Source organism: uncultured Phascolarctobacterium sp. (assembly GCF_902463975.1).
Lineage (GTDB): Bacteria > Bacillota > Negativicutes > Acidaminococcales > Acidaminococcaceae > Phascolarctobacterium_A.
The window spans coordinates 1-13,787 of the sequence record NZ_CABQHJ010000011.1; the positions used below are offsets into that span (position 1 = coordinate 1).

Consider the following 13,787-nt stretch of genomic DNA (forward strand, 5'->3'; position numbering starts at 1 on the left):
TATTTAAAGTCATATAATAAATCGAAAAATGTTTATAATAAAAGTTAATTAGTTTAATATTATAAGGTTTCAATACTTAAGAAATGATTTCTGCTTTGTACTGTATTTAGAATGTTTTTGCAGATATATAGTGAAGTGGATTAGCAATTTGAAAAGCCAACATGTCAACGCGCACCTTTTTTGCCATGCTCTTTGCAGGCTGGCAACTTATAATTAATATATCGAAAGCATTGAAAACGAAAGGAACTGATAACATGATCTCTATTACTGATTACATTTACATGAAGGCTCAAAATCTCAAAGAAAAGCTGGGAAAAGGTTCTAGCCTGTGCAGCTGCCGTTCCTTGCGCTTTAATGGCGGTAATTTGCCGGACTACACTAACGAACTTCTTCAGGATGTGTATGCTATGCGTTATAGCCTTGCTTATGCCTACGAGTATAAAGAAATTTATCAAAAACTGCTTGAACGCATGACTCTCGGTAGAATGCTTGAGGTTACTTCGATTGGTTGCGGCAACATGGTTGATTACTGGTCCTTAAAGCATGCTCTGCCAGGTGAATGCCATGTCCGTTATCACGGTGTAGATGTTATTGACTGGAATGACAAGTTCGCTGCCTGCGATGGTGATCATATTGATTTCGCGAAGCAGAAGATCGCTGATTATTTGTCAGAGTGTGATGCTCTGAATTCTGACGTATATGTGTTACCTAAGTCCAACAGTGAAATCAATGATGACGAGATAGAGGCCATTTGCCGTACGATTGGTGAAAAGGGCTTTACTAAGAATGAGGTACACTTCCTGTTCTCTATGCGTGCCTACAAAGATAACTTGAAAGACGATAAGAGCAAGGCCAAAAAAATTTGTGAAGCAATTATGGAACTGGGCATGGCACCAGATGCAGATAACGGAATTGTATATGAAGGTGAGAACAAGAAAATCTACTATAGCGATCGTGACTTTTGGATTGGTAAACTGATGAATGGAACATATGATATGCTGTACAATTTCCCGATGCTGTGCGAAAATTATACTAAGGGAATTTGCTCCTGTGCTATGTGCAATAATAATACAAATAGACCAATGTTGAATGCCATGTATATGAGATACCAAATCTTTACTTTCAGAAAGGTGGCTTAAAGCCGATGATTATAAGTGCAAGCAGAAGAACAGATATACCGACATATTATTCAGACTGGTTTATGCAGCGCATCAAAGAAGGCTATGTGCTGGCGCGCAATCCGATGAATGCGCATCAGGTGAGCCGCATCAGCCTCAATCCGGAGGTGGTGGACGGCATTGTCTTCTGGACAAAGAACCCGCTGCCGATGCTGGATAAGCTGCCGCTGCTCAAGGATTACATGTACTACTTTCAGTTTACGCTCAACGGCTATGAGCAGGACGTGGAGGCAGGCGTGCCTCCGAAGGATAAGTTCATTGTGCCAGGCTTTCAGCGTCTGAGCGACATGCTGGGGCCGGAGCGCGTTATCTGGCGCTATGATCCGATTTTGCTCAACAATAAATATACCTTTAATTATCATGTGCAGCGCTTTGCGGAGCTGGCCAAGCAGCTGGCGCCGTATACGAAGCAGTGCACCATCAGCTTTTTGGATATGTACGCCAAAACCGAACGCAACATGCAAGGGCTGGCAGTGCAGCCGTGGAGCCTGGAAAAAATGGACGCTATGGCGAAGGCGCTGGCAGAAATTGCGCACAGCTACGGCTTGGAGCTGGCGACCTGCGCCGAGGGCATCGAGCTGGATAAATATGGCATTAAGCATGCGCATTGCATCGACGGCGGCCTGTTTGAAAAGCTGCTCGGCTGCCCGATGAAGGTGGGCAAGGACAAGAATCAGCGCCAAGAATGCGGTTGCGTGGCAAGCGTCGATATCGGTGCCTACAATACCTGTCGCAACGGCTGCCGTTACTGCTATGCCAACTTCAATAATGCGATGGTGCAGAAAAACAGGCAGCAGCATCATCCCGGTTCGGCGTTGCTATTGGGCGAAGTAGGTGAGGAGGACAGAATTACTGAGCGTAAAATGCAATCCTGTCTGGAGAGACAGCAGGGCCTGTTCGCCTAACCCCCGTCTTCCTCCAAAAAACTGTAATATGCGTTACAATTTTAAGTGAATTTAAAAAATTATGAGAAATTTTTCACAAAAAGCAGGATAAATAGGTAATATCAGCGAAATACTAGTCATAACAAATGCCTGATAAAGGGGGATTTATCATGAAAGAGTACACTGGAGATAAGATTAGAAATGTGGCCATTGTGGGTCATGGTGGAGCAGGAACCACGTCCGTTACCGAAGCCCTGCTGTATCGCAGCGGAGCAATCAGCAGAATGTGCAAGGTTGAAGACGGTGCTACCACCACTGACTATGAACCCGAGGAAATCAAACGTAAGGTCTCCGTTAACGCCACTTTGGCACCTGTTGAATGGCGTGATACCAAGATTAACTTCATCGACACTCCCGGCTTTGCTGACTTCGTTGCCGAGGTTAAAGGAGCTTTTAGAGCAGTAGACAGTGCGTTGATCGTGGTTTGCGCAACCAGCGGTGTACAGGTTGGTACCGAACAATGCTGGAAGCTGGCTGAGGAAGCCGGTTTGCCGCGTATCATTTTTGTCAACAAGATGGATCGTGAGAACGCTGATTTTGATAGCATTTTGGATAACCTGCGTGGCAAGTTCGGTAAGCATGTACTGCCGTTACAGCTGCCTTTGGGCAAGGAGGACAACTTCCAGGGTATTATAGACCTTTACAAAATGAAGGCCTATCGTGCCAACGGTAATGGCTCCGATGAAATAGAGATTCCGGATGAGTATAAAGAGGCTGCTGCTGCTGCTCACGAAAAGATGGTAGAGGCTGCGGTTGAAGCAGATGACGATTGCATGATGCGTTATTTGGAAGGAGAAGAGATTAGCGACGAGGAAATTATGAAATGTCTGATTAAGGGCATTCGTCAGGCTATCATCTATCCTATGCTTTGCGGCAGTGCCTACAAGAACATTGGTCTTGGTCGATTGATGAACGCTATCATCGACTTTACCTATCCGGCAATTTTGAACGACTATATCGTTATGGATAAAGAAACCGGCGAAGAAGAAGTGCGTGACGCCAATGCTCCGATGGCAGCGTTGGTATTTAAGACAACTTCCGACCCCTTTGTTGGCCGTCTAAGTTATTTCCGTGTATTCTCAGGCTCAATTAAAGCAGATAGCGTAGTTTATAACTCCCGCCGTGAAGAAGAAGAGCGTATTGCTAACATCTTCACAATGCGTGGTAAGACTCAGATTCCTATGAAGCAGGTTCCTGCCGGTGATATCGGTGTAGTTGCCAAGCTGCAATATACCTCTACCGGTGACACCCTCTGCGACAAGAACTCTGAGGTTGAATTCCCGCCCATTAACTTCCCGCTGCCGATGTACACCAGAGCAATTTACCCGAAGAAAAAGGGTGATGAGGACAAGATCATGTCCGCTCTGAATCGTCTGATGGATGAAGACCCGACGATTATCGTTACCAAGAACCCTGTTACCAAGGAAACCTTAATCAGCGGTATGGGCGACCAGCACATTGATATCATCATGGAGCGTATGCAGCGTAAATTTGGTGTTGAGGCTATTTTGAAAGCACCGATTATCGAATATCGCGAAACTATTCGTGGCTCTGCCGAGGTAGAAGGCAAGCACAAGAAGCAGTCCGGCGGTCATGGCCAGTATGGTCACGTAGTTATTAAAATGGAGCCCCTACCGCCCGGAGGTGGATTTGAGTTTGTAGATAAGATTTTCGGTGGTGCAGTACCTCGCCAATATATCCCTGCTGTTGAAAAGGGCATGCGTGAAGCTATGGAAAAGGGTATCCTTGCAGGCTATCCGGTTGTAGATATGCGTATTACCCTGCTTGATGGTTCGTATCATACTGTCGATTCCTCTGAAATGGCATTTAAAACTGCTTCCAATATCGCCTTCAAGAAGGCCATGGAACAATGCAAGCCAGTGTTGCTTGAGCCTATTTACAGCTTAAATGTAACCTGTGCCGATTCTATGATGGGCGATGTTATCGGCGATTTGAACTCTAAACGCGGTCGCATTCTCGGTATGCAGAGCGTAGAAGATGGCTTGAGCGTAGTTAATGCTCAGGTACCCTATGCAGAGATTTCGGAATATGCCGTAGACCTCCGCGCAATTACCCAAGGCCAGGGAACATTTGAAATGAAGTTTGACCATTACGAAGATGTTCCGCCTAAGATGGCAGAAAAAATTATCGCTGAACATAAGGAAGCATAATTAAAACTGCGACAACTGAATAAAGCGCTAACGGGCCTGCCGCCTGACGTGAGTCAGCCGGCAGGTTTGTTGTTTGTTTGCAGTTAGTATGTGGAGTGGGAAAGTGAAGTTTTTTCTTGATGTGCTGGTATAAACAAAGTATATAAGAAGGCAGGTTTAAATCTCTGCATCTTAATGATTTTAGTAGGCATGGTTACTGCTTAAGGATGAGGTTAATGTAAGTATCGGACAAGAGGATTGTAGGTTATTTATCTGTATATCAGCTAGTGCTTTTATGATAGACGTTTTTTGTTGCTTTCTTTCTTTAAGTAATGTATAATTAAAGGAAAACGAAAGGAACGAAAGCTAATGACAAAAGAAACACTTGCGTATGAGAATATCGACAGAAAGTTTAAAGAGCTGTATGTCAGTGACATCAAAAAAACAGTAGTTGCTTTTGCCAATACAGAGGGCGGAATTTTATATATAGGTATAAATGATGCAGGAGAGGTTGTCGGTCTGCAGAATGTAGACGAGGTAATGCAGCAGACAGCCAACACGCTTAAGGACAGCATTGCACCGGATGTTATGCCATTTGTTAAAATACGCGCAGTTACCAGGGAAGGCAAACAGATTATTGAGGTTGCGGTGCAAAACGGCACGAGCAGACCGTATTATATTCGTGAAAAAGGCTTAAAGCCAAGCGGTGTTTATATCAGGCAGGGCAGCAGCAACCAGCAGCTGAGCGATGAAGGCATTCGCCGTATGCTGATAGAGGTTAACGGCAAAAGCTACGAAAGCATGCGCAGTATGCAGCAGGAGCTGACCTTTACTGCTTTACGCAAGCATTTTCAGCAGCGTGAGCTGAAATTGGACGAGGCGCAGCTGCGCACTCTTAAGCTCATCGGTGACGATGGCTTGTACACGAATCTGGCGCTGCTGCTTTCCGAGCAGTGCGAGCATTCACTGAAGGTAGCGGTTTTTCAGGGCAGTACGAGAGCGGTTTTTCGCGACAGACGTGAGTTTACCGGCTCCTTGCTGCAGCAACTTTACGATGCTTACGCATTTATAGATAATTATAATAAGACTAAGGCAACCTTTCACGGCTTGGAGCGTGTAGATACGCAGGATTATCCGCCTGAGGCTGTGCGCGAGGTGCTGCTGAACTGCCTTGTACACCGTGATTACAGCTTCAGCGGCAGCACGTTGGTCAATATTTACGATGACCGCATTGAGTTTATCTCTTTGGGAGGACTCGTCACTGGCTTAAAAATGGAAACAATTTTCATCGGTGTATCGCAGACGCGCAATCCTGCATTGGCTGCTGTGTTCTACCGCTTGCGTTTAATAGAGAGCTTTGGTACGGGGATTGAAAAAATTCAGCAGAGCTATCTGGATACTGCGGCAAGGCCGGAATTTATTGCGGTTTATGGTGGCTTTAAGGTTGTTTTGCCCAATATTAATGAGGTGCAGGCCAAGGAGTTTAGCATCAGCGAAACGCAGGAAAGCTATGGCTTTGCGGATGAAAAGGACAAAGTAATGCAGCTGGCTGATATGCAGGGCTATGTTACCCGCAAGCAGGTAGAGGATGCCTTGCAGGTGAAAACAACTAAGGCCTATATGCTTTTGCAGGAGCTGTGTGATGCAGGCAGGCTGGCGCCTATCGGAGTAGGGAGAAGCAGAAAGTATATTAGCAGGTAAGCTTAACGCTCTGCGTATTACTGACGGTAGTACGCAGAGCGTTTTTTGTTATGGTTTTATAGAATTTTCTATTGCGTTTTATGGAAGAGTTTTGTTAGATAGAGATGAAGAAGTAACGCTATTTAAGGATATAAAATAAACTTGTAGATAGAAGAAGTTTTTACTGTTATTTCATGGTATAATAAAATTAATAATCCTGCAAAGAATTGTTGTGATAGATTATTCTTTGTGCAAGTGAGAAGAGGAGAAACGTAATATGAGCAATAAAATCAAAGGTAACGAATACACTTTATCAAAAATATTTAGCTCAGATTTTGAATATCATATTCCTGGATACCAGCGACCATATGCTTGGACAGCTGTTGAAGCAGGAATTCTTTTTGATGATTTATATGATTTTTTTCAAAAAGAGTCTGTTGATGATTATTTTCTTGGGAGTATAGTGCTGATAAAGGAAGAAGATAAACCTTATGCTGAGGTTATTGATGGACAACAGCGCTTAACTACTTTATCAATTTTATTTTCTGCTATGGGCAATGCTTTCGTTACAGAAAAATATAAAAATCTCTGTAAAAAGTATTTGCAAGAGGAGGGTAATGAATTAGAAGAAATACCTGCTCAGCCACGTATTTTCTTGAGAGAATGGGATCAGGATTTTTTCAATAAGTATATTCAAAATGTGCAGCTAAAAGACCTGATGAGCAAAGATCCCATGACATTGAAAACAGAATCTCAACGTCATATACTTATTAATTGTAAGGTGTTAAGTGATAAAATTGCTGATGCTTTTTCAGAGGATGAAGAACTCTTAAAGTTTTGCAAATTCTTATTAAATCGTTGTTTTTTAGTGGTTGTTTCAACATCAAATCAAGAATCTGCATTCAGAGTTTTTTCTGTAATGAATAGTAGAGGCCTAGATCTTTTGCCGACTGATATTATTAAATCTAAAACTATTGGTAGGCTTCCTATAGATAAGCAAGAGGCGTACACTGATAAATGGGAAAAAATGGAAAACAGTATCGGTAGGGATGGATTTAATGAAGTATTTACCCATACTCGTACAATATTTTCTAAAGAGAGACCGAGAACTAATTTACTTAAAGAGTTTGAAGAATATGTAATGAGTACAACAGAACCAAGAGTTTTAATTGACTCATATTTAATTCCATATACAACAGCCTATGAGCAATTAAAGAATTGTACATTTTCGTCTACAAAGAATGCTGATGAAATTAATGATCTCTTATATTGGTTAAACAAAACTAATAACTATGATTGGATGCCGCCTGCAATAAAGTTTTTAGCAGACCATATTGATGATTCTGATTACATCCTCTGGTTTATTCGTAAATTGGAGCGTCTTGCATCATACTTACTGGTAACATCGCAAGATGTTAATCATCGTATGGATAGGTATAAATGGATTTTAGTTGAAATGGACAGTAATCCTCATAGCTCGCTTGCTAATCCGTTAAAAAGTATTGAACTTACCAAATGGGAAAAGCAGAAATTTGCTGATGCTTTAGCTGGGGAAATTTATCCAATGACTGCTCAGCGTCGCAATTATATAATTCAGCGTCTAGATTCTTTTGTTAGTGATGGTGCAGCATCTTACAATTCTAAAGTATTTACTATAGAACATGTACTTCCGCAAAATCCTGCTAAAGATAGCGAATGGATGAAATTATGGCCTGATGAGCAAGAGCAGAAATACTGGCTTAATCGTATAGCAAATTTGGTGCCATTAACTAGAAGACATAATTCGGAAGCTCAAAATTTTGATTTTCCTACGAAGAAGATTAAATATTTTAAGTCAAAGAATGCTACTAGTTCTTATACACTTACAACACAGGTTATTGGGATAGATTCTTGGACACTTGAAATTGTTAAGGAACGACAAAAAAACATAGAAAAGGTATTTGCAGATAAATGGGAACTTCATTTGGATGATTATTCGGCTGCAGAAAATGATACATATGAGTTAGCAGGAAGAGGAGCAAGTGCTACAGGGTATTTCAGTGAATCCGATGCATTTATTGTTTTAAAAGGAAGTAAAATTTCCCAAAACGAAACAGAAGGTATTCCATTGAATATATCCGAAAAAAGAAAAGAGCTAATTACTAGTGGAGTTATTAGTGATTTTTGCTTTGTAAAAGATTATGAGTTTACCAGCGTGTCAACAGCAGCTGCAGTTATTCTAGGTCGCTCTTCTAATGGAAGAAAAGAATGGACCAAGATTGATGGTCGTACCGTGGCACAAACTGGTCATTAATAGTATAAAATATTTGCAGGAATAATAGTGAACCAGTTCACTGACGGTAGTACGCAGAGCGTTTTTTGTTACAAATCTGTAACCTGCTTTACAAAATCACGGATAAATAAAAAAATCCGCAAGTTTTTGTACAAAGTTGTTGACGAAAGATATCCGCAGTGGTAAACTAGGCACAACTTAAAAAAAACCACAAACCGTTGAGACGGAGATCAAGTCAGCAGATGCGCTTACAGAGAGTCCGGGAGGCTGGAAGCCGGATAGAGATGCAGGCTGATAAATGGACCGTTGAGGGTGCTGTCAAATCGCGCAGGCGAGAGTATTCAGCAACGTAACACCAGCGTTAAGGGTGAGGAGTGTGATGGCACTCTGCGAGAGCGCGTCGCAATGGCGGCGAAACAAGGTGGTACCGCAGGTATAAGTATTTACAGCCTGTCCTTGGAATTGCTTAGAAAAGTTAAGCAGCTTCAGGACAGGCTTTTTTGTATAACAAAACTGTGATAGACCTTCTCGTAGAATGTTAGCGTAAACTATGGGAGGAATTAAAATGATTAAAGAAGCTATTGTAAAAATCGTCGGTAAAGAGGACTTAACCTATAACGAAGCATATGACGTAATCAACGAGATTATGAGCGGTGAAACAAGTGCAACGCAGAATGCAGCCTTTCTGGCAGCGCTTTCTACCAAGAGCACTACGGCGGAGACTACCGATGAAATAGCCGGCTGCGCCGCTGCAATGCGTGACCACGCACTGAAATGCGAAACCGGCATGGACATCTTTGAAATAGTCGGTACCGGCGGTGACGGCTCCAACAGCTTCAACATCTCCACAACCTCCGCTCTGGTTGCTGCGGCAGGCGGCATGAAGGTTGCTAAGCATGGCAACCGCGCGGCTTCCTCCAAATGCGGCACCGCAGATTGCCTGGAGGCGTTGGGCGTGAACATTCAGCAGGACCCGGAAAAATGTGTGGAGCTGTTAAAGGAAGCCGGCATGTGCTTCTTCTTCGCACAGAAATACCACACCTCGATGAAATATGTAGGACCTATCCGCAAGGAGCTGGGCATCCGCACCGTATTCAACATCCTCGGACCTTTGACGAACCCCGGCAGCCCGAAGATGCAGCTCTTGGGTGTGTATGACGAGTATCTGGTTCAGCCGTTGGCGCAGGTACTGATGAACCTTGGAGTTAAGCGTGGCATGGTGGTTTACGGTCAGGACAGACTTGATGAGATTTCGCTGAGCGCACCTACTACCGTTTGCGAGTTCAAGGACGGCTGGATGAAAAATTACGTGATCAAGCCTGAGGACTTCGGCATGGAGCGCTGTACCAAGGCAGATCTGGTAGGCGGTCTGCCGGAGGAAAACGCTAAGATTACGCGCGACATTCTGGCAGGAGCGCAGGGACCGAAACGCAATGCAGTTTTGCTGAACGCCGGCGCCAGCCTGTATATCGGCGGCAAGGCTGCAAGCTTTGCGGATGGCGTGAAGCTGGCGGCAGAGCTGATTGACAGCGGCAAGGCGCTGCAGACATTGGAAAAGCTGATTGAGCTGAGCAATAAATAAGCTGATTAAAGAGGTTAGATTATGATTTTAGATGAGATTGCGGAATATACCAAGGAGCGTGTGCGGGCGCTCAAAGCGCACAAAAGCCTTTACGCGGTGCGTGATGAGGCAGAGGGCAGACCGCAGGGCAAGGATTTCAGGGCAGCTCTTGCTGCCCCCGGCCTGAGTGTCATCGCCGAGCTGAAGAAGGCATCCCCCTCGAAGGGCATCATTGCCCCCGATTTTGCGGACATCTACCTGCGCAAGGCTGCAGAGTACGAGGCAGGCGGCGCAGCAGCCATCTCCTGCCTGACGGAGCCGAAGTTCTTCCAAGGCAGCGATGCTTACCTGCAGGCGGTGCGCCAAAGAGTGGAGCTGCCGCTTCTGCGGAAGGATTTTACGCTGGACGAGTACCAGATTTACGAAGCAAAATGCATCGGAGCCGACGCTGTTCTGCTTATCTGCAGCCTGCTGAGTGCAGCGCAGCTGGGCGAATACTTGGCGCAGGCGCAGGAGCTGGGGCTGAGCGCTCTGGTGGAGGCGCACACCGCAGGCGAGGTGCAGATGGCACTGGCGGCGGGCGCGGAAATCATCGGCGTGAACAACCGCAATCTCAAGGATTTCAGCGTGAACCCGCTAAACAGCCTGCGCCTGAGGGATGCGATTCCCGCAAGTAAGATTTTTGTAGCGGAAAGCGGCATTCAATGCGTAGCTGATACGCAGGCGCTGAAGCAGGCGGGCGTGCAGGCGGTGCTGGTGGGCGAAGCATTGATGCGCAGTGCGGATGCTGCGGCGATGCTGAAGGAGATGCGTGATGCGTAAGGTAAAGGTTAAAATCTGTGGCTTGAAGCGTGCGCAGGATATAGAATGCGTGAACAGGCTGCTGCCCGATTATATAGGCTTCGTTTTTGCCAAGACCAAACGCGAGGTGACGGAGCAGCAGGCAGCACAGCTGAAGGCAATGCTTAACCCGCAGATTAAGGCAGTGGGCGTTTTCGTCAACGCCGAGATATATAAGATTGTACGCCTGGCCAAAAGCAGGATTATAGACATCATCCAGCTGCACGGTGACGAGGATGCGGCCTATTGCGAAAGGCTGCGGCTGCAGACGGAGCTGCCGATTATCAAAGCAGTCCGCGTGAAGGACGCAGGCTCCTTTGAAAATCTGCAAGCCTATCCCTGCGATTACCTGCTCTTTGATACCTATACCAAGGGGCAGTACGGCGGCACCGGCAAGCGTTTTGATTTAGCGCTGGTGGCAGATGAAAAAATAAGCAAGCCGTATTTTATCGCAGGCGGTCTTGAGGCAGCGAATGTTGCAGATGTATTAAAAAACAGTAACGCCTTTGCCGTAGATGTAAGCGGTGGCGTAGAAACAGAAGGGTTGAAGGACCCGGAAAAAATTGCCGCATTTATAGCGGAGGTAAGGGGAGATAACGATGACAAAAGGTAGATATGGTATTCACGGCGGTCAATACATGCCGGAAACTTTGATGAACGCAGTTTTGGAATTAGAGGCTGCATATGAAAAATTTAAAAACGATCCCGAATTTAAGGCTGAGCTGGCGCGTCTTTATCGCGAATATGCCAACAGACCGTCCCTCCTGTATTACGCAGAGAAGATGACCAAGGATTTGGGTGGCTGCAAGATTTATTTGAAGCGCGAGGATCTGAACCACACCGGCGCCCACAAAATCAACAACGTATTGGGACAGATTCTGCTGGCGCAGAAGATGGGCAAAAAGCGTGTTATCGCTGAAACCGGCGCAGGCCAGCACGGTGTTGCGACTGCTACCGCAGCGGCGCTGATGAACATGGAATGCGTTGTGTACATGGGCAAGGAGGACTGCGAGCGTCAGGCGCTCAACGTGTTCCGCATGGAGCTTTTAGGTGCGAAGGTTGTGCCTGTAAGCAGCGGCACCGGTACCCTGAAGGATGCAGTAAACGAAGCGCTGCGCGTATGGACGGAACGCGTTGAGGATACCTACTATGTATTGGGCAGCGTTATGGGCCCGCATCCGTATCCGGAAATTGTGCGCGACTTCCAGAAGATCATCGGCGAGGAAATCAAGGCGCAGATGCTGGAAAAGGAAGGACGCCTGCCTGACGTGCTGGTAGCCTGCGTAGGCGGCGGCTCCAATGCTATGGGTATGTTCTATGACTTTATCGAGGACAAGGACGTGCGCTTAATCGGCGTAGAGGCTGCAGGCCTGGGCGTAGACAATCCCAAGAACGCTGCAACCATGGCAAACGGCAAGCTGGGCATCTTCCACGGTATGAAGAGCTACTTCCTGCAGGATGAATACGGTCAGATTGCTCCGGTTTATTCCATCTCCGCCGGTCTTGATTACCCCGGCATCGGCCCCGAGCATGCTTATCTGCACGACATCGGCCGTGCGGAATATGTTCCTGCTACCGATAAGGAGGCGGTTGACGCCTTCAACTATCTTTCCAAAACAGAAGGAATTATCCCCGCAATCGAAAGTGCCCATGCCGTAGCCTACGCTATGAAGCTGGCGCCAACTCTGCCGAAGGATAAGATTATGGTTATAAATATTTCCGGCCGCGGTGATAAGGACGTTGCCGCAATCGCACGTTATATGGGAGTTGATTTACATGAATAGAATACAAAAGGCATTTGACGAAAAGAAAAAGGTATTTATCGGCTTTGTGACCGCAGGCGATCCTAACCTTGCTGTAACCAAGGAGCTGGTGAGAGCCATGATTAAGGGCGGTGCAGGCTTAATTGAGTTCGGCATTCCCTTCTCCGACCCCGTGGCTGAGGGCGAGGTTATCCAAAAAGCAGATATGCGTGCGTTGGCTGCAGGCACCACTACCGATAAAATTTTTGACCTCGTAGCGGAGCTTCGCGAGGAAACACAGGTACCGCTGGTATTTTTGACCTACGCTAATCCGATTTATGCCTATGGTGCGGAAAAATTCTTCACCCGCTGCGAAGAATCAGGTGTAGACGGCGTCATCATACCGGATATCCCGTACGAGGAGCGCGAGGAGATGCGTCCGTTCAGCGAACCGCATCACGTTGCCTTGGTGCCGCTGATTGCGCCTACCTCCAAGGACCGCATCCAAAAAATCGCCGCTATTGCCCAAGGCTATGTATATGTAGTTTCTTCCTTAGGCGTTACCGGCGTGCGCAGCAACATTACTACCGATATCGACGGCATTGTCGCAGAGGTGCGCAAGGCTACCGATATTCCGGTGGCTGTAGGCTTCGGTATCGCTACTCCGGAGCAGGCTTATAAGATGGCCAGGGCCAGCGACGGCGCTATTGTCGGCAGTGCGATTGAAAAAATCGTGGCACAATACGGCGTTGATTCTCCCGAGCACGTTTACGAATACGTCAAGAGTATGTCCGAAGCAGTTGCGCAAGCAGCTGCGGAGGCTTAATTACAAAAGTTTGGGCACAAAAAAACTCCGTTCCTTACTGCACAGGCAGCAGGGAGCGGAGTTTTTCGTTTTAAATTATTGCAGCGGCATGGGCTCAGCGCCACCGTTTACTGCGTCCGGCTGTTCAAAAATGAAGGCAGGGGACGGATAGTAGAATTTGCAGTGCTGGAAGTTGATAACTTCGGTGGAGAAGCGTTTCAGCAGAGCATAGGAAGCGCGCTCTTCGAAATCAATCAGGTTGTCCTTGTTGATATCAGCGTCTTTAACGATTACCAGCAGATAAGCCGGTACTTCCGGTGCATCTTCAGGAACCTGGCTGCGGTCGAGAGGAATGTTCGGAATGATTTCCAAATCGCCGATAGGCTGTTGGTTTTCATTGTACAGCATAGCATGATAAACATTTTCGTACAGGGTACGTGCAAGTCTTAAAGAATAAGCTCCAGAACTCATATTATTCACTCCTTAAAAAGTTGTTTTTGATGACTCTCGCTTTATCGAAAAAAAGCAATAAACATAACGCTATTATTGTAACATAGATTACGGAAATAAGCAAAATGAATCTATAATGAAATGATTTCACAACGATTTATGCAG

Annotated in this window: 11 protein-coding genes; 10 read left to right on the plus strand and 1 reads right to left on the minus strand. The window is 45.9% G+C overall.

Features of this window, described 5'->3' with window-relative positions; translation table 11 throughout:
* The first annotated feature begins 254 nt into the window (after positions 1 to 254).
* From RDW05_RS04670 to trpA, 10 genes are all read left to right on the plus strand, one after another.
* Positions 255 to 1,139 carry a hypothetical protein gene (locus RDW05_RS04670; RefSeq protein WP_307978020.1) on the plus strand — a complete coding sequence of 295 codons (885 nt, stop codon included), beginning with the start codon at positions 255 to 257 and terminating at the stop codon, positions 1,137 to 1,139.
* A 5-nt stretch (positions 1,140 to 1,144) separates the two neighbouring features.
* Positions 1,145 to 2,083, plus strand: a complete 939-nt coding sequence (locus tag RDW05_RS04675; RefSeq protein ID WP_307978021.1) for a DUF1848 domain-containing protein — start codon at positions 1,145 to 1,147, stop codon at positions 2,081 to 2,083.
* 149 nt (positions 2,084 to 2,232) lie between these two features.
* Positions 2,233 to 4,293 carry an elongation factor G gene (gene fusA / locus RDW05_RS04680; RefSeq protein WP_210684389.1) on the plus strand — a complete coding sequence of 687 codons (2,061 nt, stop codon included), beginning with the start codon at positions 2,233 to 2,235 and terminating at the stop codon, positions 4,291 to 4,293.
* Positions 4,294 to 4,641: 348 nt separating this feature from the next.
* Positions 4,642 to 5,973: an RNA-binding domain-containing protein gene (locus RDW05_RS04685; RefSeq protein WP_307978022.1), complete on the plus strand. Its 1,332-nt coding sequence runs from the start codon at positions 4,642 to 4,644 to the stop codon at positions 5,971 to 5,973.
* A 256-nt stretch (positions 5,974 to 6,229) separates the two neighbouring features.
* Entirely contained in the window at positions 6,230 to 8,245 is a 2,016-nt protein-coding gene (locus RDW05_RS04690; RefSeq protein WP_307978023.1) for a DUF4357 domain-containing protein, read from the plus strand.
* Positions 8,246 to 8,789: 544 nt separating this feature from the next.
* Positions 8,790 to 9,806 carry an anthranilate phosphoribosyltransferase gene (trpD, locus tag RDW05_RS04695; protein WP_307978024.1) on the plus strand — a complete coding sequence of 339 codons (1,017 nt, stop codon included), beginning with the start codon at positions 8,790 to 8,792 and terminating at the stop codon, positions 9,804 to 9,806.
* Between the two features lie 21 nt (positions 9,807 to 9,827).
* The gene (gene trpC / locus RDW05_RS04700; RefSeq protein WP_307978025.1) at positions 9,828 to 10,607 is read left to right on the plus strand and encodes an indole-3-glycerol phosphate synthase TrpC; all 780 of its coding nucleotides are present in this window, start codon (positions 9,828 to 9,830) and stop codon (positions 10,605 to 10,607) included.
* On the plus strand, positions 10,600 to 11,238 hold the full coding sequence (locus RDW05_RS04705; RefSeq protein ID WP_307978026.1) for a phosphoribosylanthranilate isomerase: 639 nt from the start codon (positions 10,600 to 10,602) through the stop codon (positions 11,236 to 11,238). Before trpC ends, RDW05_RS04705 begins: the two co-directional genes overlap by 8 nt.
* Positions 11,225 to 12,409: a tryptophan synthase subunit beta gene (trpB, locus tag RDW05_RS04710; RefSeq protein ID WP_009145719.1), complete on the plus strand. Its 1,185-nt coding sequence runs from the start codon at positions 11,225 to 11,227 to the stop codon at positions 12,407 to 12,409. Before RDW05_RS04705 ends, trpB begins: the two co-directional genes overlap by 14 nt.
* On the plus strand, positions 12,402 to 13,193 hold the full coding sequence (gene trpA, locus RDW05_RS04715) for a tryptophan synthase subunit alpha (RefSeq protein WP_307978027.1): 792 nt from the start codon (positions 12,402 to 12,404) through the stop codon (positions 13,191 to 13,193). The genes trpB and trpA overlap by 8 nt, the downstream gene beginning before the upstream one ends.
* Before the next feature lie 75 nt (positions 13,194 to 13,268).
* Here trpA and RDW05_RS04720 read toward each other — a convergent pair whose 3' ends face one another.
* Entirely contained in the window at positions 13,269 to 13,643 is a 375-nt protein-coding gene (locus RDW05_RS04720; protein ID WP_277259348.1) for a hypothetical protein, read from the minus strand.
* Positions 13,644 to 13,787 lie beyond the last annotated feature (144 nt).

What these genes read in the sequence shown, in the direction of transcription:
- trpC (WP_307978025.1), top strand. Translation starts at nt 9,828, where the DNA reads ATGATTTTAGATGAGATTGCGGAATATACCAAGGAGCGTGTGCGGGCG.
- trpD (WP_307978024.1), top strand. Translation starts at nt 8,790, where the DNA reads ATGATTAAAGAAGCTATTGTAAAAATCGTCGGTAAAGAGGACTTAACC.
- RDW05_RS04705 (WP_307978026.1), top strand. Translation starts at nt 10,600, where the DNA reads ATGCGTAAGGTAAAGGTTAAAATCTGTGGCTTGAAGCGTGCGCAGGAT.
- RDW05_RS04720 (WP_277259348.1), bottom strand. Translation starts at nt 13,643, where the DNA reads ATGAGTTCTGGAGCTTATTCTTTAAGACTTGCACGTACCCTGTACGAA.
- RDW05_RS04685 (WP_307978022.1), top strand. Translation starts at nt 4,642, where the DNA reads ATGACAAAAGAAACACTTGCGTATGAGAATATCGACAGAAAGTTTAAA.
- fusA (WP_210684389.1), top strand. Translation starts at nt 2,233, where the DNA reads ATGAAAGAGTACACTGGAGATAAGATTAGAAATGTGGCCATTGTGGGT.
- RDW05_RS04690 (WP_307978023.1), top strand. Translation starts at nt 6,230, where the DNA reads ATGAGCAATAAAATCAAAGGTAACGAATACACTTTATCAAAAATATTT.
- RDW05_RS04675 (WP_307978021.1), top strand. Translation starts at nt 1,145, where the DNA reads ATGATTATAAGTGCAAGCAGAAGAACAGATATACCGACATATTATTCA.
- RDW05_RS04670 (WP_307978020.1), top strand. Translation starts at nt 255, where the DNA reads ATGATCTCTATTACTGATTACATTTACATGAAGGCTCAAAATCTCAAA.
- trpA (WP_307978027.1), top strand. Translation starts at nt 12,402, where the DNA reads ATGAATAGAATACAAAAGGCATTTGACGAAAAGAAAAAGGTATTTATC.
- trpB (WP_009145719.1), top strand. Translation starts at nt 11,225, where the DNA reads ATGACAAAAGGTAGATATGGTATTCACGGCGGTCAATACATGCCGGAA.